The organism is Kitasatospora sp. NPDC043950 (genome assembly GCF_056435345.1).
Window position 1 is genome coordinate 109,514 of sequence record NZ_JBWKER010000016.1, and the last position, 21,800, is coordinate 131,313.

At 73.3% G+C, this 21,800-nt stretch carries 21 protein-coding genes, 1 tRNA gene and 1 pseudogene; 11 read left to right on the top strand and 12 right to left on the bottom strand.

The genetic code is table 11. From position 1 onward, the window contains the following. Positions 1-51 precede the first annotated feature (51 nt). Entirely contained in the window at positions 52-261 is a 210-nt protein-coding gene (locus tag AC07BF_RS13695) for a hypothetical protein (RefSeq protein ID WP_063348672.1), read from the top strand. Between the two features lie 91 nt (positions 262-352). Here the strand turns inward: AC07BF_RS13695 and AC07BF_RS13700 are convergent, their stop codons facing one another. The 4 genes from AC07BF_RS13700 to nth all read right to left on the bottom strand — a co-directional run bounded on the left by AC07BF_RS13700 (position 353) and on the right by nth (position 4,075). After that, complete coding sequence (locus AC07BF_RS13700) at positions 353-1,054, bottom strand: metal-dependent hydrolase (protein ID WP_363579682.1); 702 nt, start codon at positions 1,052-1,054, stop codon at positions 353-355. 150 nt (positions 1,055-1,204) lie between these two features. After that, complete coding sequence (locus AC07BF_RS13705) at positions 1,205-2,389, bottom strand: MarP family serine protease (protein WP_363579683.1); 1,185 nt, start codon at positions 2,387-2,389, stop codon at positions 1,205-1,207. 46 nt (positions 2,390-2,435) lie between these two features. Continuing rightward, positions 2,436-3,203, bottom strand: a complete 768-nt coding sequence (locus AC07BF_RS13710) for an NUDIX hydrolase (protein ID WP_478333395.1) — start codon at positions 3,201-3,203, stop codon at positions 2,436-2,438. After that, positions 3,200-4,075: an endonuclease III gene (gene nth, locus AC07BF_RS13715; RefSeq protein WP_363579685.1), complete on the bottom strand. Its 876-nt coding sequence runs from the start codon at positions 4,073-4,075 to the stop codon at positions 3,200-3,202. Before nth ends, AC07BF_RS13710 begins: the two co-directional genes overlap by 4 nt. A 147-nt stretch (positions 4,076-4,222) precedes the next feature. Here nth and AC07BF_RS13720 point away from each other — a divergent pair, with 147 nt between their 5' ends. From AC07BF_RS13720 to AC07BF_RS13730, 3 genes are all read left to right on the top strand, one after another. Then, positions 4,223-5,758, top strand: coding sequence for a flavin monoamine oxidase family protein (locus tag AC07BF_RS13720; protein ID WP_363579686.1), 1,536 nt, complete (start codon positions 4,223-4,225; stop codon positions 5,756-5,758). Further along, positions 5,755-7,158: a glutamate-cysteine ligase family protein gene (locus AC07BF_RS13725; RefSeq protein ID WP_400986162.1), complete on the top strand. Its 1,404-nt coding sequence runs from the start codon at positions 5,755-5,757 to the stop codon at positions 7,156-7,158. The genes AC07BF_RS13720 and AC07BF_RS13725 overlap by 4 nt, the downstream gene beginning before the upstream one ends. Before the next feature lie 202 nt (positions 7,159-7,360). Beyond that, positions 7,361-7,978, top strand: a complete 618-nt coding sequence (locus AC07BF_RS13730) for an RraA family protein (protein ID WP_400986161.1) — start codon at positions 7,361-7,363, stop codon at positions 7,976-7,978. Positions 7,979-8,123: 145 nt separating this feature from the next. On the opposite strand, the pseudogene AC07BF_RS13735 reads toward AC07BF_RS13730, so the two are convergent. After that, positions 8,124-8,968 (bottom strand): annotated as a pseudogene (locus AC07BF_RS13735) (isocitrate lyase/PEP mutase family protein). A gap of 120 nt (positions 8,969-9,088) precedes the next feature. On the opposite strand from AC07BF_RS13735, the gene AC07BF_RS13740 reads away from it, so the two are divergent. Together AC07BF_RS13740 and AC07BF_RS13745 are read left to right on the top strand one after the other, a co-directional pair. Then, positions 9,089-10,120: a winged helix-turn-helix domain-containing protein gene (locus tag AC07BF_RS13740; protein ID WP_363579690.1), complete on the top strand. Its 1,032-nt coding sequence runs from the start codon at positions 9,089-9,091 to the stop codon at positions 10,118-10,120. Between the two features lie 152 nt (positions 10,121-10,272). After that, on the top strand, positions 10,273-10,947 hold the full coding sequence (locus AC07BF_RS13745) for a Crp/Fnr family transcriptional regulator (RefSeq protein WP_030240972.1): 675 nt from the start codon (positions 10,273-10,275) through the stop codon (positions 10,945-10,947). Positions 10,948-11,077: 130 nt separating this feature from the next. Here AC07BF_RS13745 and AC07BF_RS13750 read toward each other — a convergent pair whose 3' ends face one another. The 5 genes from AC07BF_RS13750 to AC07BF_RS13770 form a co-directional block, all read right to left on the bottom strand. Further along, entirely contained in the window at positions 11,078-11,911 is an 834-nt protein-coding gene (locus tag AC07BF_RS13750; RefSeq protein WP_363579691.1) for an MBL fold metallo-hydrolase, read from the bottom strand. Continuing rightward, entirely contained in the window at positions 11,908-12,078 is a 171-nt protein-coding gene (locus tag AC07BF_RS13755; protein ID WP_363579692.1) for a hypothetical protein, read from the bottom strand. The genes AC07BF_RS13750 and AC07BF_RS13755 overlap by 4 nt, the downstream gene beginning before the upstream one ends. Positions 12,079-12,175: 97 nt before the next feature. Next, on the bottom strand, positions 12,176-13,042 hold the full coding sequence (locus AC07BF_RS13760; RefSeq protein ID WP_363579693.1) for an NUDIX hydrolase: 867 nt from the start codon (positions 13,040-13,042) through the stop codon (positions 12,176-12,178). A 64-nt stretch (positions 13,043-13,106) separates the two neighbouring features. Further along, entirely contained in the window at positions 13,107-13,574 is a 468-nt protein-coding gene (locus AC07BF_RS13765; RefSeq protein ID WP_350881963.1) for a RidA family protein, read from the bottom strand. After that, positions 13,571-13,729, bottom strand: a complete 159-nt coding sequence (locus AC07BF_RS13770; protein ID WP_094743074.1) for a Sp36 family protein — start codon at positions 13,727-13,729, stop codon at positions 13,571-13,573. The genes AC07BF_RS13765 and AC07BF_RS13770 overlap by 4 nt, the downstream gene beginning before the upstream one ends. Positions 13,730-13,937: 208 nt before the next feature. Between AC07BF_RS13770 and bagA the strand changes: the two genes are divergently transcribed. Continuing rightward, entirely contained in the window at positions 13,938-15,020 is a 1,083-nt protein-coding gene (gene bagA, locus AC07BF_RS13775) for an ATPase BagA (RefSeq protein WP_363627815.1), read from the top strand. Positions 15,021-15,151: 131 nt separating this feature from the next. Beyond that, a complete protein-coding gene (gene bagB, locus AC07BF_RS13780) occupies positions 15,152-16,270 on the top strand; it encodes an ATPase BagB (RefSeq protein ID WP_363579928.1) in 1,119 nt (372 codons plus the stop codon). Positions 16,271-16,473: 203 nt separating this feature from the next. Here bagB and AC07BF_RS13785 read toward each other — a convergent pair whose 3' ends face one another. Beyond that, entirely contained in the window at positions 16,474-16,797 is a 324-nt protein-coding gene (locus AC07BF_RS13785; protein WP_030240986.1) for a WhiB family transcriptional regulator, read from the bottom strand. A 522-nt stretch (positions 16,798-17,319) separates the two neighbouring features. Between AC07BF_RS13785 and AC07BF_RS13790 the strand changes: the two genes are divergently transcribed. After that, a complete protein-coding gene (locus AC07BF_RS13790; RefSeq protein ID WP_478333396.1) occupies positions 17,320-19,647 on the top strand; it encodes a transglycosylase domain-containing protein in 2,328 nt (775 codons plus the stop codon). A 135-nt stretch (positions 19,648-19,782) separates the two neighbouring features. Here AC07BF_RS13790 and AC07BF_RS13795 read toward each other — a convergent pair whose 3' ends face one another. After that, positions 19,783-20,238 (bottom strand): GatB/YqeY domain-containing protein, encoded by a 456-nt coding sequence (locus tag AC07BF_RS13795; RefSeq protein WP_363627816.1) that lies wholly within the window; start codon positions 20,236-20,238, stop codon positions 19,783-19,785. Between the two features lie 161 nt (positions 20,239-20,399). On the opposite strand from AC07BF_RS13795, the gene AC07BF_RS13800 reads away from it, so the two are divergent. Both AC07BF_RS13800 and AC07BF_RS13805 read left to right on the top strand, forming a co-directional pair. After that, a complete protein-coding gene (locus tag AC07BF_RS13800) occupies positions 20,400-21,344 on the top strand; it encodes a metallophosphoesterase (RefSeq protein ID WP_400327059.1) in 945 nt (314 codons plus the stop codon). 100 nt (positions 21,345-21,444) lie between these two features. Continuing rightward, a tRNA-Pro gene (locus AC07BF_RS13805) sits at positions 21,445-21,518 on the top strand. The last annotated feature ends 282 nt before the right edge of the window (positions 21,519-21,800 follow it).

The window sequence follows — 21,800 nt, forward strand, 5'->3', positions numbered from 1 at the left end:
CGACGCGTGCCCGGCGGTTACCCCCACCGGCCCAGGGGCATCCATTCCGGTATGACCTGGATGCCCGATCGCGGCGGCGCCCCGCGCGCCCGACGCCACAACAGCTCCCAACGCTCCGCCCACCGCCCCGACTGGGCGGACGACCTCGGCTACGACGGCCCCGACCGCCGTCCGCGCCCGGCGCAGCGGCAGCTCGGCATCCCCCGCATCCTCGGCCGGCGCGCCCGCTGGGTCGGCGCACGACTGCGGCGCGAGACCTGAGGCCTCGCGCCGCGTCATCCGGCCGGTCGGTCCCGTCGGCCGGGTCGGCCGGGTCGGCCGGCCGATCGGTTCGGCCGGTCAGGCCGGACGGTCAGTTCACGATCGTCGGCGACACCGCGGTGAACCAGAGCAGGACGAAGGTCGCCACCGACATGATCGGCACCAGCACCTTGGTCTCGACGTTGTTGCCGCTGCGCTTGATCAGCACCACCTCGTAGCGCTCCTTGTGCGGCCAGAGCAGCGGCGCGCCCTTCTTGGTCAGGCAGTCGCCCAGCAGGTGCGCCAGGGTGCCCAGCGCCACCGCGTACGGCAGCCAGCCCGGCGAGTTCGGCATCCAGGTGTTCATCCCGAAGGTGCCGAGCGCGGACAGCCCGATGACGGTGATCCAGCTCTCCGGGCCGTCCCCCGGCGGGCAGAGCCGCAGCGCCCGGATCGCGAGCGCGATCAGGAAGAACGTCAGCACCAGGGTGAAGTTGCGGCCCAGGTAGGTGACGCCCGCCCAGGTGCCGGCGCCCATCAGCGCGACGAACAGCAGCGAGTGGGTGGCGTGCCGGTGCCCGCCGGAGGCCCAGGCCACGAAGCGGCAGAGCGCTTTGGAGATCGGCCCCAGGAAGTTGGCGATCGAGCCGTCGTGGTGGTCGAGGTCCGGCAGCAGGGCCGCCCCCGCGCACAGCACCGTGCCCATCAGTATGTCCGCCGGCTGCAGCGTGGTGTGCAGCAGCAGCGGGGGCAGGAACGGTGCGGAGGCGGCGTACAGCATCGCCCCACTGACCGCGTGCGAGTGACCCATCATCGGACTACCACGACCTCCCGTAAGACTCACTCCGGGACGGCGCCCGGTTGAGCCGAACGGGTGAGCGCGGCAGAGGCTACCAGGGCGGACTGACGGTGTGACGGATATCGGATCGTCGGATCCGGCGCGTCGGAGCGCCCCGGGGCCCGGTCAGAGCGCGCAGCCCTGGGTGTCCACCCGGGTGCTCGCGGTGCCGCCCTTCTCCGCGTCCTCCCGCACCTCGGCCGCGGTCAGCACGTACCCGGTGTCGGCGCTGTCCAGCGACTTGGCGAACACCACGCCGTAGACCTGGCCGTCCGGGGTGAGCAGCGGGCCGCCGCTGTTGCCCTGGCGGACCAGCGAGCGGACCGAGTAGACGTCGCGGACCACCTGGCCGCGGTGGTAGATGTCCGGGCCGTTGGCCTGGATCCGGCCGCGGATACGGGCCGGCTGGACGTTGAAGGCGCCGTTCTCCGGGAAGCCCGCCACGATCGCGCTGTCGTTGGTCTTCGCCTCGCCCGCGAACGACAGCGGGGGCGCGTTCAGCTTGGGCACGTCCAGGACGGCGATGTCGCGCTGCCAGTCGTAGCGGACCACCGTCGCGTCGTACAGCTGGCCGACCCCGCCGATCTGCACGGTCGGCTCGTCGACCCCGCCGACCACGTGGGCGTTGGTCATCACCCGGTGCGGGGCGAAGACGAAACCGCTGCCCTCCAGGGTCTTGCTGCAGGAGGTGGCGGTGCCGACCACCTTGACCAGGCTCTGCTTGGCCCGCGCCACCGCCGGGCTGCCGGCCAGCGCCGGGTCGGGGGTGTCGACCTGGGTGATCGGCTCGTGCTCGAAGGGGTTGAAGACCTGCGGGAAGCCGTTGCGGGCCAGCACCTTGGAGAAGTCCGAGAACCAGTTCGGCGCGTCGTCGGGCAGCGCGTTCTGCACGCCGCCGAGGATCGCCGAGGAGCGGACCTGCTTGGACACCGTCGGCAGCGACGCCCCGGCCAGCGCCGAGCCGATCAGCCAGGCCACCAGCAGCATCGAGACCACGTTCACGGCCGCGCCGCCGGTCGCGTCCAGCACCCGCGCCGGACGGCGGCCGATGTGGCCCCGGAGCTTCCAGCCGAAGTGCGCGGTGACCGCCTGGCCGATCGCGGCGCACACGATCACCACCACCACGGCCACCACCGAGGCCGTCGTGCCCGGGCTGAGGTGGTCGAGCAGCAGCGGCAGCAGTTGGACGGCCAGCAGGCCGCCGCCCAAGAAGCCGACCAGGGACAGGACACCCACGACGAAGCCCTGCCGGTAGCCCGACACGGCGAATGCCACGGCAGCGGCGATCAGCAGCACATCCAGGACGTTCACCCGGACACCCTCCCACGGCCCGCGGCCCGGCCGTGCAGACGGCCCCTCACGTGGGACCGGCGTCGCCGTCGGGCAGCGCCCGGGAGTGGTCGAGATCGCCCTGCACCAGGGCCAGCGCCTCGTCCGAGAGGTCGACGATCCGGGACGGGTCCCAGGGCAGCTCCAGCCCGCCGTGGTGCAGCACCCGGTCGATCACCCCGGCCGTGAACCCCCAGACCAGCCGCCCGGCCACCGCGAAGGCCGGCCCCACGTGCCCGGACGGGTGGCGCAGCCGCACCCGGTTCGCCGGGTCGGCCAGATCGGCGACCGGCACCCTGAACACCGCGCCGGTCTCGCCCTGGTCCACCGGCCGCACCGGCGACTCCTCGCGCCACCAGCCCAGCACCGGCGTCACCACGAACCGGCTGACCGGGATGTACAGCGCCGGCAGCACCGCGAACACCTGCACCCCGGCCGGGTCCAGCCCGGTCTCCTCCCAGGCCTCGCGCAGCGCCGCCGCGACCGGGCCAGGGCCGTCCGGGTCACCGTCCTCCGGATCCAGCGCGCCGCCCGGGAAGGACGGCTGCCCGGCGTGCGAGCGCAGCGAACGGGCCCGCTCGATCAGCAGCAGGTCCGGCCCGTCCGGGCCCTCGCCGAACAGCATCAGCACCGCCGCCGCCCGGCCGCCCTCCACCGGCGGCAGGAAGCGGCTCAGCTGCTCCGGCAGCACCCGCTCGGCCGCCTCCCGCACCGGCTCCAACCAGGCCGGCAGGCCGTCCGCCTCGACCGCCCGCACCGCCGACGGCTCCGGAGTCCGCCGTGCCTCGCGGGTCACTCGCCCACCGCCAGGTCCGCGATCCGCCCCTGGTGCTCGGCGGCGTCGGCCCGGGCGGCGGCCTCCCCCGGGAAGTCCCCCGGCGGCCTCAGCCGCTGCCCGGGCTGCCCGCCCAGCTCGTACTTGAGCAGCTTGCGCGCCTTCTCCGGGTCGGTCTCGCCCTCCCCGTACGACGGGCAGAGCGGCGCGACCGGGCAGGCGCCGCAGGCGGGCTTGCGGGAGTGGCAGATCCGGCGGCCGTGGAAGACCACCCGGTGCGACAGCATCGTCCACTCCGACTTCGGGAAGATCTCGGCGACGGCCGCCTCGACCTTCACCGGGTCCTCCTCCGCCGTCCAGCCGAACCGCCGGGCCAGCCGCCCGAAATGCGTGTCCACGGTGATCCCGGGCACCCCGAAGGCGTTGCCGAGGACCACGTTGGCGGTCTTGCGGCCCACGCCCGGCAGCGTCACCAGGTCGTCCAGGCGGCCCGGGACCTCGCCGCCGAAGTCGTCGCGCAGGGCGATCGAGAGGCCGATCAGCGACTTCGCCTTGTTCCGGAAGAACCCGGTCGGGCGGATGACCTCCTCCAGCTCCTCCGGGTTCGCGGCCGCCATGTCCTCCGGCGTCGGGTACTTCGCGAACAGCGCCGGCGTCGTCTGGTTCACCCGCAGGTCCGTCGTCTGCGCCGACAGCACGGTCGCCACCAGCAGCTGGAACGGGTTCTCGAAGTCCAGTTCCGGATGCGCGTACGGGTACAGCTCCGTCAACTCGCGGTTGATCCGCCGCGCCCGCCGCACCATCGCCAGGTGCGACTCCGGCTTCCCCGGCTTCACCCCCGGCACGGCCTTCGCCTTCGGTGCCGCCGCCGCCCGGACCTTGCTCTCTGCCATGCACGAAGGCTACGCCGAACGGCCGACGGCGGGCAGCGGATCACCGGAGCCCGCGGGAGCCGCGGACCGACCTTCGGATGGGCGCGGTCTGGTGGCTCGCGACGGCGGGCTGCCCCAGGCTGAGGGCTACGACGACGCGAGGTGCCCATGTTCGACGAGAGCTTCGCCTTTCCCAGCGGCCTGCTGCGCCCGGTGACCGGCGCCACCGGACGCGTCGCGGTGATCGGGGCCGGGGTGGCGGGCCTCGTCGCCGCCTACGAGCTCCAGCGCCGGGGCTTCGGCATCGTCCTGTACGAGCGGTCGAACCAACCCGGCGGACGGGTGCGCACGCACCGCTTCTGGGACGGCACGCACGCCGACCTGGGCGCCATGCGCATCCCCGGGAACCACCACTGCGTCCTCCACTACGTGTCCCAGTTCGGCCTGCGGACCAGGCCGTTCGTCAACTTCAACCCGGACGCCTACTACCACCTGCGCGGCCGTCGTGCCCGCGTCCAGGAGGTGCACGCGCTGCACCCGGCGTACGCGCTGCGCGCCGCCGAGAAGCAGGACCCGGTGCGGATCCTGGACCGGCTGCTGACGGCCGCCTGGGAGACGCTCACCCCCGACCAGCGCCGGCGGGTGCTGGACGGCCACTGGGACGACCCGGCGCTCGACCGGCTCGTCTCGGTGTCGCTGTGGCAGTACGTCCACGAGCACCTGTCACAGGACGCCTGGGACCTCCTCGGCCACGCCAGCGGCCTGGTCCACTACGAGCAGTCCTCCCTGCTGGAGGTCCTCGTCGACTACTTCGGCCTGTTCCACGCGGGCCAGGTGGAACTGGTCGACGGCACCGACCGCCTGGTGCACGCGTTCGTACGCCGGCTGCGGCCGAGGACCCTCCAGTTGTCCACCCAGATCGACGAACTCTCGCTGACCCGCCGGGGCGTCCGGGTGCACGGGCGGCGCCTCGGCGGCACGATCACCGAGGACGTCGACTTCGTCGTCTGCTGCGTCCCCGTCCCCGCCCTCGACCAGATCAGCTTCCGGCCCGGCCTGCCCCACCACCAGCGCCACGCGATCCGCGGCATCAGCTACGCCAGCAGCACGAAGACGCTCGTGCACACCAAGCGGCGCGGCTGGGAACTGGACGACCGGATCTTCGGCGGCGGCAGCTTCACCGACATGCCGATCCAGCAGTGCTGGTACCCGTCGGACAACGCCCGGCCCGTCGACGGCCGGACCAACGGGAGCACCGTCGGCAGGCGCTGGGCCGCCCGGGACCCGCAGCGCTCCCACGAGCCCGCGGTGCTCGTCGGCGCCTACCTGTGGGGGGCCAACGCCCGCCGCTTCACCACCCTGCCGCCGGCCGACCGCGACCTGCTGGTCCTGAAGTGCCTGGAACGGCTGCACCCCGGCATCCTCCGCGACGCGGACGACATCGTGCACTGGAACTGGGACGACCAGGTCGGCATGGGCGGCGGTGCCTTCGCCCACCTCGCGCCCGGCGAGCACACCCGGTACCTGACCGGGCTCGGCGCCCCGCACCCGACCGACGACCCGAGGATCTTCTTCGCCGGAGAGCACCTGTCCGGAGCGCACGCCTGGATGCAGGGCGCCGCCCAGTCGGCCCTGGCCGTGGTCGGCCAGGTGATCGACCGGGGGCAGCACGCCGACGACACCGCCCGGCTGCGGGCCGGGTGAGCGCGGCACCGGCGCCTCGGCGCCGACCCGGCGAACAGAGCGGCGGCCCGGCGACGGGAGCGGCGCTGCGCCGCGACGACCTCGGACCGCTGCTCGCCCCGGCGGCGTCCGCGACCGAGCGGATCGGGCTGGAGATCGAGAACGGCATCGTCGACCCGGAGACCGGGCTGGCCGCCCCCTACGAGGGGAGGAACGGCGTCCGGGCCGTCCTGGAGGCCGTCCTCGCCGAATGGGGCGGCACGGACCGGCGCGACAACGGTCGACTGACCGGCGTGGACCTGGCGGACACCGCCCAGATCACGCTCGAACACGGCGGCCAGGTCGAGTACTCCTCCGCCCCGGCCGCCGACCTGGCCACGGCCGTGGACGACATGCGGGCCACGATGGAGCGCCTCGCGGAACTCGTCGGGCGCTTCGGCCTGGCCCTCCTGCCCGGCGGCAACCTCCCCTTCGACCGGCTCGACACCGTCTCCTGGGTGCCGATGCTCCGCGGTGCCGTCATGCGCGACTTCTTCGACCGGATCGGCGAGGCCGGCAGCGGGGCCCCGAAGATCATGTCGATGTCGCTGTCCACCCAGGTGCACCTGGACTACCTGTCCGACGAGGACTTCACCCAGAAGCTGCGGATGCTGACCGCCGCGTCCCCGGTGGTCGCCGCACTCCTCGTCAACTCGCCGCTCCAGGGCGGCCGATCGAACGGGCTGCTCTCGCACAGGTCGCAGAACTGGCTGCGGATGGACCCGCGCCGCTGCGGCGTCCTGCCGCCCGCGCTGCGGCCCGACGTGACCGCCGACGACGTCATCGACTGGGCGCTGGGGATCCCGATGATCTACTACCGCGACCCGGACGGACGGTACCGGCTCGCCCCCGACCGGCCGTTCGCCGAGATCCTGCGGCAGGGCTTCGACGACGGCACCATGCCGACCTTCGACCACTGGGTCTCCCACATGTCGCAGATCTGGACGGACGTCAGAGTCCGCCGGACCCTGGAACTGCGGGCCGGGGACGGCCCGCCGTACCCGCACATCCCGGCCGTACCGGCGCTGTGGGCGGGGCTCGCCTACCACCCCCCGTCGCGGACGGCGGCCTGGGAACTGCTGCGCCACCACGGCGTGGCGGAGCACCGCGCGGCGAAGGCCCGGCTCCCCGCCGACGGCCTGGACACCCTGCTCGGCGGCGACCGGGTCCGCGAACTCGCGGCGGAACTCGTCCGGCTCGCCCGGGCAGGCCTGCGGGCCCGGGTTCGCGCCGGCCTGGAACAGCCGAAGGTGCTGGACTACCTCGACCCGCTCGACGAGGTGCTGCGCACCGGGCAGACCTTCGCGGAGCAGTGCACGGCCCGCTGGGACACCGACCTCCGCCGCGACCCCCGCCGCTACGTCGCGGCCTTCCGCGTCTGAGCCCCCGTCCGACACGGCCGCCCGGCACGGCCGCCCGGCACGGCCGCCCGGGTGCGCGGGTGCGCGGGTGCACGGCGACGCCGCCCACCGCGCCCGAGCCGGTGCAGTTCTCCGGCCGAAGGGCCTTCCTCGCCCGAACCGTCGCGGGTTAGCGTGACCGGCGGCGGCCGGCCGCCGCCTGCCCACCGAAGAACGAGGAAGCATGGACCAGGACTTCAAGGACATCCCCACCACCACCCTGGCCGACGTGCTCGGGCGCGCCCAGGTCATGGACATCGGCATCCGTCCGCTGTGGGCGGGGGCGCCGCGGGTGGCCGGCCCGGCGTTCACCGTGCAGTGCCCGCCCGGCGACAACCTGATGCTGCACGCGGCGATCCACCGGGCCGAGCCGGGCACCGTGATCGTCGTCGAGTCGGGAGACCTGGACTACGCGCTGGCCGGCGGCAACGTGTGCGCCGTCGCGCAGCGCCGGGGCGTCGTGGCGTTCGTCGCCGACGGCCTGATCCGGGATCTGGGCGAGGTGCGGGAGCTGGGCTTCCCGGTCTTCGCCCGCGGCGTGATCCCGATCCCGGGGGCCAAGCGGGAGCTCGGCACGCACGGCGCCCGGGTGCGCTGCGGCGGCGTGCTGGTGTCGGCCGGTGACATCGTGGTGGCCGACGAGGAGGGGGTCGTGGTGGTGCCCGCCGACCGACGTGCCGAGGCCCTGGAGGCGGCCCGCGCCAAGCTGGCCAAGGAGGCCGCCGAGACGCTGGACGACTGGGAGGCGGCGCACCGCACCCGGATCGAGAAGACCCTCGGCGAGCTGGGCTTCACCGGCTGACCCCCTGCCCGGCGAGCCCGGCCCGGGTGAACGGCCCGGGTGAACAGGGCGGGTGAACAGGGCGGGTGAACAGGGCGGGTGAACGGGGCGGGTGAACGGGCCGGGTGAACGGGGCCGAGCGGCCGTGCTCCCGGCGGGCCCGTGGTCAGCCCCGGTACAGCCCGTTCAGCTCGCCGAAGCCGAGCGCGCCGTCCAGCTCCGCCAGCGTCCCGGCGCCGAGCAGTTCGGCGGCCGCGCGGCGCGCCGCGGTGTACGCGAGCTGGGCGAGCCCGGTGCCGACGCTGACACGCCGCACCCCCGTGGCGGCGAGTTCGGCGACGGTCGGCCCGCCCGCGACGGCCATGGCGTTCACCGGCAGCGGGGAGCGCTCGCACAGCCCGGCGAGGGCGTCGAGGTCCAGCAGCCCGGGGACGAACAGGCCGTCGGCGCCCGCCTCGGCGTAGGCCTCGGCCCGGGCCAACACGTCGTCGAGGCCGCCCAGCCCGAACAGGAGGACGTCGGTGCGGGCGTTGACCACCAGCTCGGGCAGCCCGGCCGCGGCCGCCGCCGTCCGGGCCGCCCGCAGCCGGTCGGCCTGCTCGGCCACCGGGAACAGCGGGCCGCCGACGGCCGTCGAGTCCTCCAGGTTGACGCCGACGGCACCGCCCCGACCAGTGCCGCCACGGTCGCGGCCACGTCGGCGGGCGTCGGCCCGTAGCCGCCCTCGGCGTCGACGGTGACCGGCACGTCCACGGCCGCGACGATCCGGCGGGCCGCCTCGACGGCCTGCGCCCGGTCCAGCCGGTGGCCGTCGCCGTGGCCGAGCGACCAGGAGACGCCGCCGCTGGTGGTGGCGATCGCCGGGGCGCCGGCCGAGGCGATGACGGCGGCGCTGCCCGCGTCCCAGGCGTTGGGCAGGACGAGCGGGCCGTCCACGACGAGCTCCCGCAGCCGCAGCGCCCGCTCGCGCGGCGTGGGGGTGGGGGTGGGGGCCTGAGGGGGAATGGACATGCGGGGTCACCGTTCTTCCGTGCCGTCGGGTGCTGCCTCGGTTCCCCCGCATCGTGCGGCCCGGCCCGGGCGGGTCACCACTGATTAAGCTGGGCCCGAATCTTCTGGGAGGGGCCCGGCATGCGGACGGCACTGCACTTCTCCGCGAACGACCTGGCGCTGACCCGTTTCGCCCTCTCCCCCCTGCAGGAGGTGGTGACCAGCCTCCGCGCCCTCGCCCACTCCCCCGTCCCCGCGCTGCACCGCCGCTGGGCCGACCAGGTCCGCGACCGGCTGGCCGCCACCGGACTCGACCGCGGCCGGCTGGCCGTCATGGTCCCGGCCGTCGGCCACCTGCCCGACTTCCTCAACCCCGCACCGGCGGGCTTCTCCCCCGCCCTCGCCGACGAACTGGCCGCGATCGCCGCCACCGGCGCCGGGCAGGTCCGCGCCGACCTGGACATCCTCGCCGCCGAGGCCGGCGGCCGCCTGCCGCCCGTCCTGGAGCCGCTGTACCGCGACCCGGCGGCGCAGCTGCCCCGGCTCACCGCCGAGATCGAGGCGTACTGGCAGCTCGCGCTCGCCCCGTACTGGGCCCGGATCCGCGCCCTGCTGGAGGCGGACGTGTTCCACCGCTCCCGGCAGGCCGCCGAGCACGGCACCGCGCGGATGCTTGACGACCTGCACGAGACGGTCCGCTGGGACGGCGCGGCGCTGCGCCTGGAGCGGCGGCACTGCGCGGTCGCCCGGCTGAGCGCCGGGGCCGGGCTGCTGCTCCTGCCGTCCGCCTTCGCCTGGCCGCGGGTGCTGACCCGGGTGCTGCCGCCGGACCCGCCGCAGCTGAGCTACCCGGCGCGCGGCGCGGCCACCCTGTGGGAGCCGCGCCCGAACGGGCGCCCGGACGCGCTGGCCGCCGTCCTGGGCCGGTCCCGGGCCCGGCTGCTGGCCGAGTTGGACTCCCCGGCCTCGACCACCGAGCTGGCCCGCCGCACCGGTCTGTCCGCCGCCGGCGTATCGCAGCACCTGACCGCCCTGCGCGCGGCGGGTCTGACCAGCGCCCACCGGGCCGGTCACAGCGTCCTCTACGCCCGTACGGCGGTGGGCGATTCACTGTTCGAACCGTCCGATGACGCGTTCGACCCGGTGCCGCCCCCGCGACGCCCCACCCGGTGACCCGCCGGTACGAATGGCCCCGCACCGCACACCTCGGCACACCCCCTCCTCATATGATCGGAGCGACATGCGCCATGCTTGGTGATGCAGAGCACGGTACGGAACTTGCGCCGGACGGCCCACCCGCCGAACGGCCGAGAAGGAGGAAGCACGTGGACGACGTTCTGCGGCGCGCCGCACTCTTCGCGGCACTCGACGACGAACAGGCCGGCGAGCTGCGCGCTTCCATGACCGAGGTGACCCTCGCCCGTGGTGAGTCGCTGTTCCACGAGGGCGACCCGGGCGACCGGCTGTACGTCGTCGCCGAGGGCAAGGTCAAGCTGCACCGCGCCTCGCCGGACGGACGCGAGAACATGCTCGCCGTCCTCGGCCCCAGCGAGATGATCGGCGAGCTGTCGCTGTTCGACCCGGGCCCGCGCACCGCGACCGCCAGCGCGCTGACCGAGGTCAAGCTGCTCGGCCTGGGCCACGGCGACCTGCAGCCCTGGCTGCACGCCCGCCCCGAGGTCTCCATCGCGCTGCTGCGGGCCATCGCCCGCCGCCTGCGCCGGACCAACGACGTGATGTCCGACCTGGTCTTCTCCGACGTGCCCGGCCGCGTCGCCAAGGCCCTGCTGGACCTCTCCCGCCGGTTCGGCGTGCAGTCCGAGGAGGGCATCCACGTCGCCCACGACCTCACCCAGGAGGAGCTGGCCCAGCTGGTCGGCGCCTCCCGCGAGACGGTCAACAAGGCGCTCGCCGACTTCGCCGGCCGCGGCTGGCTGAAGCTGGAGGCGCGCGCGGTGGTGCTGATGGACGTCGAGCGGCTGTCGCGCCGCTCGCGCTGACCTCGGCGCGCACGTCTTCACGCCTTCACGCCGTAAACGCCGAAGGGCCCGTCCGCTCGGACGGGCCCTTCGGCGTTCCCCTTCGGCATTCCCCTTCGGCGTTCCGTTGCCCGCCCCGCGCGCGACGGGATCAGTCGAGGCCCGGGATCAGCCCGTGCTCCTCCAGGTACTCCAGCTGTGCCCGGACCGAGAGCTCGGCGGCCGGCCAGAGCGCCCGGTCGACGTCGGCGTAGACCCGGGCCACCACCTCGTCCGCGGTCCGGCAGCCGGCCTCGACCGCGGTCTCCACCTGGGCGAGCCGGTTGGCCCGGTGGGCGAGGTAGTAGTCGACGGCGCCGAGCGCGTCCGCGAGCGCCGGACCGTGGCCGGGCAGCACCGTCCGCACACCGTGCGCGGAGGCCATCGTGTGCAGGTGGCGCAGCGAGTCCAGGTAGTCGCCGAGCCGACCGTCGGGGTGGGCGACCATCGTGGTGCCACGGCCGAGGACGGTGTCGCCGGTGAGGATCGCGGCGTCGGCGGGCAGGTGGAAGGTCAGCGAGTCCGAGGTGTGGCCGGGGGTGGCGACCACCCGCAGGTCGAGGCCGCCGACGTCCAGCCGCTGGCCGTTGACCAGGCCCTCGGAGCCCAGCCGGTGCGCCGGGTCCAGCGCGCGCACCTCGGTGCCGGTGAGTTCGGCGAAGCGGGCCGCGCCCTCGGAGTGGTCGGCGTGGCCGTGGGTGAGCAGGGTCAGCGCGACGCGTTTGCCCTGCTGTTCCGCGAGGTCGACCACCCGGCGCAGGTGGCCCTCGTGCAGCGGGCCGGGGTCGACCACCACGGCGAGGTCCGAGCCGGGCTCGGAGAGCAGCCAGGTGTTGGTGCCGTCCAGCGTCATCGGCGACGGGTTGGGCGCCAGCACGCACAGCGCCCGGGCCGTGGCCTCGCCGTCGATGGTGGCGGCCGGGTCGCCCGGCAGGAGCCCGCTCACCGGTTGTCCCCGCCGGGCCGGTGCAGGGCCCTGAGCGGCAGGACCCGGACGAGCGGCCGCTGGGCCTCGACGAACGGGACCGGACTCTCGCAGGCCGGGGTACGGGGGATCAGGCGGCGGGCGGGCAGCTCGGGTGCCGTCCGGCGAGCCACGGCGTTGTGGGTCATCGGGCGTCGGTCCTCTCTGTTTCGAGTCTGTTCGGCGGCGTCGTCGGCGTCGTCGGCGTCGTCGGGCGACAGTGCCGACGAGGGCGGCGCCGGTCGGTCAGGCGTCCTCGGGGAAGTCCCCGTCGATGGTCAGTTCGTCGTACCCGGGCCAGCGGACCGTCATCCGGTCGCCCCGGACCTCGGCCCGGCCCAGCACCGGCTCCAGCGACCGCCCGGAGGCCGCGGTCAGCGCCTCCGCGGCGGTGCGCACCGGCGCCAGCTCGCGCAGCACCGTCACGGTCGGCGGCAGCATCCCGAACCGGCCCTCCCGGTAGCCGAGAACGGCCTCGGCGGGCGTCAGCCAGGCCACCCGGTCGGCCTCGCCGACCTCCAGGGCCGCGCTCTGCCCGGCCGGCAGCACCGCGACGAAGAACCACGTGTCGTAGCGGCGCTCCTCGAACTCCGGGGTGACCCAGCGGGCCCAGCCGCCCAGCAGGTCGCTGCGCAGCACCAGAGCGTGGTCGCGGAGGAACTCGGCGAAGGACAGCTCGTGCGCCTCCAGCGCCGCCCGCTCGGCGCTCCAGTCGCGCGGCGCGGCGACGCTGTCCGCGTCCGGGCCGGCCAGCAGGACGCCGGCTTCCTCGAAGGTCTCGCGGACGGCCGCGCAGACCACCGCCCGTGCCGTCCGGGCGTCCACCCCGAGCCGTCGCGCCCACTCCTCGGGCGCCGGTCCGGCCCAGCCCGTCTCCACCTCGGCGTCGCGCGGATCCACCCCGCCGCCCGGGTAGGCGTACATGCCGGCCGCGAAGGCCATCGAGGTGCGCCGGCGCAGCAGGTACGCCTGCGGCCCGGCGGCCGCGTCGCGCAGCAGCACGACCGTCGCGGCCAGCCTGGGCACCGGCGGGGTCAGCACGCCGGAGTCGACCGCCCGGATCCGGGCGGGCCAACCGGGCGGCATCGGGAGCGTCGTCGCTCGATGGTCCATGCCCGGATGCTAAGCGCACGAAGGCGGGGTTGGACAGGCCCAACCCCGCCTTTCGCGATCACGCTCAGCTGCTCTTGACGCGCACCTGGAGCTCGACCTCGACCGGGGCGTCCAGCGGCAGCACCGCGACGCCGACCGCACTGCGGGCGTGCACCCCGGCCTCGCCCAGCACCTTGCCCAGCAGCTCGCTGGCACCGTTGATCACGCCCGGCTGACCGGTGAAGTCGGGGGCGGAGGCGACGAAGCCGACCACCTTCACGACCCGCTCGATCTGGTCCAGGTCACCGATCACCGACTTGATCGCGGCCAGCGCGTTCAGCGCGCAGGTCTGCGCGAGCTCCTTGGCCTCCTCCGGGGAGACCTCGGCGCCGACCTTGCCGGTGCTCGGCAGCTTGCCGCCGACGACCGGCAGCTGGCCGGAGGTGAACACGAACTCGCCCGAGCGCAGGGCCGGCACGTACGCGGCGACCGGAGCGGCCACCGGCGGCAGGGTCAGACCCAGGTCGGCGAGCTTGGCCTCGACCTTGCTCATGCGTTCTTCTCCCGCTTGAAGTAGGCCACCAGCTGCTCCGGGTTCGGGCCCGGCACGACCTGGACGAGCTCCCAGCCGTCCTCGCCGAAGTTGTCCAGGATCTGCTTGGTGGCGTGTACGAGCAGAGGCGCCGTCATGTATTCCCACTTGGTCATGGCCAGACTCTAGACGAGCGGCCACGGCGATCGGCGCCGCCCACGGACCGGCGTGTGAGGTGGCCCACAAAGGGGGCATGATTCAGGCCCGGCCCCCCTGGTGCTCCGGGCATCCGGCGCGCTCCCTGGTTACCCTCGCGAGAGGGCACCGGTAGTTCGGGCCGGCCGACGGAGCGGCCCCGGCCCACGAGACGGACGGAGACGGAGCGTGGCACGCACCCCCGGCCAGGCGGCCCGGCGCGACCCCGACTGGGAGGGCGTCCGGCTGCACGTGGTCAGCGGCAAGGGCGGCACCGGGAAGACCACGCTGGCCGCCGCGCTGGCGCTGGCGCTCGCCGCCGACGGCGGCCGGGTGCTGCTGATCGAGGTCGAGGGGCGCCAGGGCATCGCCGAGCTGTTCGGCATCGCCGCCCTCCCGTACGAGGAGCGCCGGATCGCCGCGGTCTCCCGCGCCCAGCTGGGCCTGCCCCCCGACGACGGGGGCGGCGGAGGCGGCGGCGAGGTGCTCGCGCTGGCCATCGACCCCGAGCAGGCGCTGCTCGAGTACCTGGAGATGTTCTACAAGCTCGGCCGGGCCGGCAAGGCGCTGCAGAAGGTCGGCTTCGTCGACTTCGCGACCACCATCGCGCCCGGCGTCCGGGACGTCCTGCTCACCGGCAAGGCCTGCGAGGCGGCCCGGCGCAAGGGCCCGGACGGCCGCCGCCGCTACGACGCGGTCGTGATGGACGCGCCGCCGACCGGGCGGCTCACCCGGTTCCTGAACGTGAACGCCGAGGTCGCCGGGCTGGCCCGGATCGGGCCGATACACACCCAGGCACAGGCCGTGATGCGGGTGCTGAAGTCGCCGGAGACCGCGGTGCACCTGGTCACCCTGCTGGAGGAGATGCCGGTGCAGGAGACGGTCGACGGCTTCGCCGAGCTGCGCGAGGCCAGGCTCCCGGTGGGCGGGGTGATGGTCAACATGGTCCGGCCGCCGGTGCTGGACGCCGCGGCGGTGGCCGCGGTGGACGGGAACCACCGCGAGGAGGTCGCCCTGGCCCTCGGCGAGGCCGGGCTCGGCGGGCGCTCGCGCAAGCCGGAGACGGTCCGGGCGGCGGTGGAGCCGCTGCTCGACCCGCTGCTGGAGCAGGCCAGGGAGCACGCCGAGCGGGTCGAGCTGGAGCGCGAGCAGCGCGCCGACCTCCAGCAGCTGCGGCTCCCCACGTACGAACTGCCGCTGCTGGGCGAGGGCGTGGACCTCGGCGGGCTGTACCGGCTGGCGGGCCAACTGAAGCGGCAGGGGGCGGCGTGACCACCAACGGAACCAACGTAACCAGCGGGAACGGCGGGGCCGGCCGGGCCCACGGCGGCGGTAGCAGCGGTGGGGTCGGCGACGGCGGCAGCGGTGTCCGGGCCGCCGGCAGCCGGCTCGCCGTCGACGGGCTGATCGACGACCCGAGGACCAGGATCATCGTCTGCTGCGGCTCCGGCGGCGTCGGCAAGACCACCACCGCCGCGGCGATCGGCCTGCGGGCCGCCGAACGCGGCCGCAAGGTCGTCGTTCTGACCATCGACCCGGCCCGCCGGCTCGCCCAGTCGATGGGCCTGACCGAGCTGGACAACACCCCCCGGGTCGTCAAGGGGGTCACCGGCAACGGCGAGCTGCAGGCCATGATGCTCGACATGAAGCGGACCTTCGACGAGGTCGTGCTCGCCCACGCCGAGCCCGAACGGGCCAAGGCGATCATGGAGAACCCGTTCTACCAGTCCCTGTCGGCCGGCTTCGCGGGCACGCAGGAGTACATGGCGATGGAGAAGCTCGGGCAGCTGCGCGATGCCGAGGAATGGGACCTGATCGTCGTCGACACCCCGCCGTCCCGCTCCGCACTGGACTTCCTGGACGCGCCCAACCGGCTCGGCTCCTTCCTCGACGGCCGGGTGATCCGGATCCTGACCGCCCCGGCCAAGGTCGGCGGCCGCAGTGCGATGAGGTTCCTCAACGCCGGCATGGGCCTGATCACCGGCACCCTGGGCAAGATCTTCGGCGCCCAGCTGCTCACCGACGTACAGACCTTCGTCAGCGCGATGGACTCGATGTTCGGCGGCTTCCGCGAGCGCGCCGACCGCACGTACCAGCTGCTCAAGGCGCCGGGCACGGCGTTCCTGGTGGTGGCCGCGCCGGAGCGGGACGCGCTGCGCGAGGCGGCGTACTTCGTCGACCGGCTCGCCGCGGACCGGATGCCGCTGGCCGGTCTGGTGCTCAACCGGGTGCACGGCTCGGGCGCGCCGCAGCTCACCGCGGAACGGGCGCTGGCGGCCGCCGAGGCGCTGGAGGAGAACGGCTCGGAGCACGCCTCGCCCGAGGCCGAACTGCTCGCGGCCGGGCTGCTGAGGCTGCACGCCGAACGGATGCAGATCATGGGGCGGGAGCGCCGAACCCGCGACCGCTTCGTCTCCGTGTACCCGGACGTGCCGATCGTGGAGGTCGCCGCGCTGCCGGGCGACGTGCACGACCTGGACGGGCTGCGCGCCATCGGGGACCGGCTCAGCGGCACCGCGTAGGCACCGGCCCGACCCGGGCGCCCAACACCGGTGCGCCCGGCGCGAACGTCGTCGGCACGGATGTCCTCAGCCCGAACGTCCTCGGCGCGAACGTCCTCGGCGCGGGTGCGCCGGACACGGGTGCGCTGGGCACCGATGTCCTCAGCCCGATGGCCCCCCGGCACCGGTCTGCCACGGCGCGGGTCCGCACCGCGCCGGTGTGCTCAGCCCGCCTGGGCGTAGTCCGTCAGTATCACGCCGGTCGCGAGCGACTCCTCGTACTCGGTGCGGGCCGTCTCCAGCAGTCTCCGCCACGAGATGACCGTCGGGCGGCGGCGCAGCAGCGCCCGGCGCTCGCGCTCCGTCATCCCGCCCCAGACCCCGAACTCGACCCGGTTGTCCAGTGCGTCCGCCAGGCACTCCGTGCGGACGGGGCAACCGCTGCACACCGCCTTGGCGCGATTCTGCGCCGCCCCCTGGACGAACAACTCGTCCGGATCACTCGTGCGGCAGGCGGCCTGCGCACTCCAGTCGTCAACCCAGCCCATCCCGGCGCCGTCCTCTCCCGTATCGAGGCTCCCCCACGGCGGCAACGGCATATTCACCGTTGCCAGTTGAGGACGTTACGGAAGAACGACAGCGAGCAACAGCCCCTCCGGGCTCAATCTCGAATGACCCGATTGGACTATGGGTACCGGTCAGCTCACTCGTTGGAGTGATCGCAGGTCGCAAGCCTTGTCAATCGCGGCGCGGCAACTCTCGCCACGCGTGTCATCACGGAGCGCTACCGTTCACACGGGTACAGCAGGCCACAGCTGCCTCAAAAACCCTCTAATATCGGGCAATTCGGGCAAGTCTCTGCACTCACAAGAGTGAATGGTGTTGACGCACCGAAGCTGTCGCAAGCTTGTGACAAGCGTAGGGGAACACCTGCCCCTGTGGGCGGGATTCCGCGACGTAGGGTTCTCCTCATGGCACCGAAGCGCCCCCAGGCATCCCAGCCCCCAGGCAACACCGGAGCTCCGCGCGATAAGCGCCGCGAGTCGCCGCTCGACATCGCGGGACACGGAGTGAAGTTCCTGGGCGTCAGCGTGCTCTCCGGAGTCCTGCTGGCAGGCCTCGCCCTGCCCGCCGTCGGCGCCATCGGGCTGACCGCCAAGGACACGGCGGAGAGCTTCTCCAACATCTCCGACGACTTCAAGACCCCGCCGCTCACCCAGGCGACGCAGATCTTCGACGCCAAGGGCGGCCTGATCGCCAAGGTGTACGAGCGCGACCGCACCGTCCTCACCGCCGACCAGATGTCACCGTTCATGCGGCACGCCCAGGTCGACATCGAGGACGCCCGCTTCTACGAGCACGGCGCCGTCGACCTCAAGGGCGTGCTCCGCGCCATCGGCAAGAACGCCGAGAGCGGCACCACCTCGCAGGGCGCCTCGACGCTGACCCAGCAGTACGTGAAGAACGTCAACGTCGAGAAGGCCGGCGACGACCAGGCCGCGGTGCTGGAGGCGCAGCGCAAGACCCTGGGTCGCAAGATCCAGGAGCTCAAGGTCGCGATCAAGCTGGAAGAGGACCTGTCGAAGGACCAGATCCTCACCAACTACCTCAACATCACCTTCTACGGCCACCAGGCCTACGGCATCGAAGCCGCCTCCCAGCGCTACTTCAGCAAGAGCAACAAGGACCTGACCGTCGCCGAGGCCGCCACCCTGGCCGGCATGGTGCAGAACCCGTCGTCCTACGACCCGGTGCGCTACCCCGACAACACGGTCAAGCGCCGCAACGTCGTGATCGACAAGATGCTCGAGAACAAGCACATCACCGCGGACCAGGCCAAGGAGGCCAAGGCCGCCCCGCTGGGCCTGAAGTTCAAGGACCCGCAGAACGGCTGCATCACCGCCCAGGCCGGCATGGGCTTCTTCTGCGACTACGTGCGCCACGTGGTCAAGCAGGACCCGGCGTTCGGCAAGAGCGCCGCCGACCGCAAGAAGCTGTGGGACACCGGCGGCCTCAACATCTACACCACGCTGGACCCGGACAAGCAGGCCGCCGCCCAGAACGCCGTCACCAAGAAGGTCAACGTGACGGACACGGTCTCGGCCGCCGCGACCATGATGGAGCCCGGCACCGGCAAGATCCTGGCCATGGCCCAGACCCGCCCGTACGGCCTGGACCCGAACAAGAACCAGACCGTCGTCAACCTCAACGTCGACTCCGCGATGGGCGGCGGCAACGGCTTCCAGACCGGTTCGACGTTCAAGCCGATCCTCGCCGCGGCGGCCCTGGAGTCGGGCCTGTCGCCCACCCAGCCGTTCCCCTCCGAGAACAAGATCGACTACCCGCAGATGACCACCTGCACGGGCACCTGGAGGAACACCGACAAGCCCAAGGCCACGGTGAAGAACGAGTCGGCCGGCGAGGTCGGCCCGTACGAGCTCAAGCAGGCCATGGCCCTCTCGGTCAACACCTACTTCGTGCAGATGGAACAGCAGGTCGGCCTCTGCGCGATGAAGCAGATGGCCAACAAGCTGGGCATCACCCAGTCCGCCAAGGGCGACGCCTTCCAGGAGGTCCCCTCGATGGTCCTCGGCACCCTGGAGCTCAGCCCGCTGACCATGTCGAACGTCTACGCGACCTTCGCGGCCCGCGGCAAGTACTGCACCCCGATCGCGATCAACAAGATCAGCACGGTCGACGGCAAGGACGTCAAGGTCCCGCAGACCACCTGCAGCCAGGCCTTCTCCGAGCAGACCGCGGACGCCCTCAACACCGTCCTGCTCAACGTGACCGAGAAGGGCACCGCGGCCGCGCTCAAGCTCGACGACGGCCGGCAGATCGCCGGCAAGACCGGTACCACCGACGAGAAGAAGGCCGCCTGGTTCAGCGGCTACACCCCGTCGCTGGCCACCTCCGTCTGGCTCGGCGGCCCGGCCGGCGGCGTCAAGATGAAGAACATCAACATCGGCGGCAAGCACTTCGACGAGGTGTTCGGCGCCGACGGCCCCGGTCCGATCTGGCAGCTCGCGATGAACCAGGCCCTCAAGGGCTCGTCCCCGGAGCAGATCCAGACCATCAACATCCCGGACCCGGCGCCCAAGACCGACCCCAACGCCAACCAGACCGGCGGGGCCACGCCGCCGGCCGACCCCGCCCAGCAGCAGCCCGGCGGCAACCCGCCGCCCCAGGGCGGGAACCCGGGCGGCAACCCCGGTGGCAACCCGGGCGGGAACCCCGGCGGCGGCAACCCGGGCGGGGGCAACCCTGGCGGCGGCAGCAACAACGCCGGCGGGATGATCGGCGGCGGGTTCACCTTCCCGCCGGGCGTCATCGGCGGGAACAACGGCGGCAACGGTGGAAACGGCAACGGCGGCAAGCACGGCGGCAACAACGGCTGACCGGCCCCCGACCCGGGCACGACACGACGAAGGGGCGCCCTCCGAGATCACTCTCGGAGGGCGCCCCTTCGGGCTCGGCGGACGGTGCCATCCGGGCCCTGGCCGGCTGGCGCCCTTCGGGCCTGGCGGCGGGGCTCAGCCCGTCAGCGCCGCCCTCACCGCGGCGGCCACCCGGCCGCCCTCCGCCAGGCCGTCCACCTTCGGCTTCACCAGCTTCATCACGGCGCCCATCGCCTGCGGACCGGCCGCCCCGCTCTCGGCGACGGCGTCCGCCACGATCGCGGTCAGCTCCTCGTCGGAGAGCTGCTTGGGCAGGTACCCCGCCAGCACCTCGCCCTCCTCGCGCTCCCGGGCCGCCTGCTCCACCCGGCCGGCGGTGTCGAACGCCTCCGCCGCCTCCCGGCGCTTCTTCGCCTCGCGGCCGATCACCTTCAGCACCTCGTCATCGGACAGCTCGCGCTTCGCCTTACCCGCCACCTCCTCGCTGGTGACGGCGGCCAGCGTGAGCCGGATGGTGGACGAGCGCAGCTCGTCCCGGTCCCTGATCGCGGCCGTGAGGTCCTCGTGCAGCTTCGCCTTGAGCGTCGTCATGGCCCCGAGTCTCCCACCTGCGACGTTCGGTCGCTTGCCATTAACCGGCCCAGCGGCAGGCAACGGGCCCGCTGGCACGTAGCGGACCCGCCTGCGGCCCCGTATCCGCGCACGGCCACCGGACGTTCACCGGCTGATCCACCGTCTGAGAGCATGGAGCGATGCGACCGCTGTACTCCGTTCCCCTCGGCTTCGCCGCCGCCGGCGCCGCCTGCCTCGCCTACTCCGTCGGGTACGAGGTCCGTTCCTTCCGGCTCCGCCGGGTCGAGGTCCCCGTCCTGCCCCACGGCGCCCGGCCCATCCGGGTACTGCAGGTCTCCGACATCCACATGGTGAGCGGGCAGGGCAAGAAGCAGCGCTGGCTGCAGAGCCTCGCCGGCCTGCGCCCCGACCTCGTCGTCAACACCGGCGACAACCTCTCCGACCCCCTCGGGGTCCCCGCCGCCCTGGACGCGCTCGGGCCCCTCATGGACTTCCCCGGCGTCTACGTCTTCGGCTCCAACGACTACTACGGCCCGGCCCGCAAGAACCCGGCCCGCTACCTCCAGGCGATGCGCAGCGGCGCCCACGGCCTCAACAACGCCGACGGCACCGGCCGCCGCGGCGTCACCGGCGCCGTCCACAACCCGTGGGAGAAGCTCCGCGACGGCTTCGACGCGGCCGGCTGGCTCGACCTCACCAACACCCGCGGCCGACTCACCATCGGCGGCCTCGACCTCGAATTCACCGGCCTCGACGACCCGCACATCCGCCGCGACCGCTACAGCGAGGTCGCCGGCGGCCCCTCCCCCGACGCCGACCTCTCCCTCGCCGTCGTCCACGCCCCCTACCTGCGCGTCCTCGACGCCTTCACCGCCGACCGCTACCCGCTGATCCTGGCCGGCCACACCCACGGCGGCCAGCTCTGCATCCCCTTCTACGGCGCCCTGGTCACCAACTGCGACCTCGACGCCCGACGGGTCAAGGGCCTCTCCACCCACCAGGCCGGCGGCCGCCGCTCCTACCTCCACGTCTCCGCCGGCTGCGGCACCAACCGCTACACCCCCGTCCGCTTCGCCTGCCCCCCCGAGGCCACCCTCCTCACCCTCACCCCGGCCCCCCGCTGACCTGCACCGGACGCCCGCCAAGAACCGGATTTCGTGTCTCGGCGAGCGTCCGGTAGAGTTCTACTCGTTGCGAAGGAGACGGAGCAACAAACCGCAGGACCGGGGTGTGGCGCAGCTTGGTAGCGCGCTTCGTTCGGGACGAAGAGGCCGTGGGTTCAAATCCCGCCACCCCGACCCAGTAACACCAGCTCAGGGCCGGTGTCCCGCAAGGGACACCGGCCCTGACTGCTTTCCCCAGGGCCCCCGGAGACTTTCCGGAGAAAGCCCTCAGACCGCTGGCCCCTCGGCCCAGGGCTGACCGGGCTTCAGGCGGTGGAACCGTAGCGAGCCTGCACGCGTTGCGCGAATATAGATCGCTTGGCGGATCGATCGAGGACCCGATGTCGGAGACGAGTCGGGTAAACGCCCGCTGCGCGACAGTGACTGTCTTGCGCGTCGACGAGTCTCCGGCCAGCC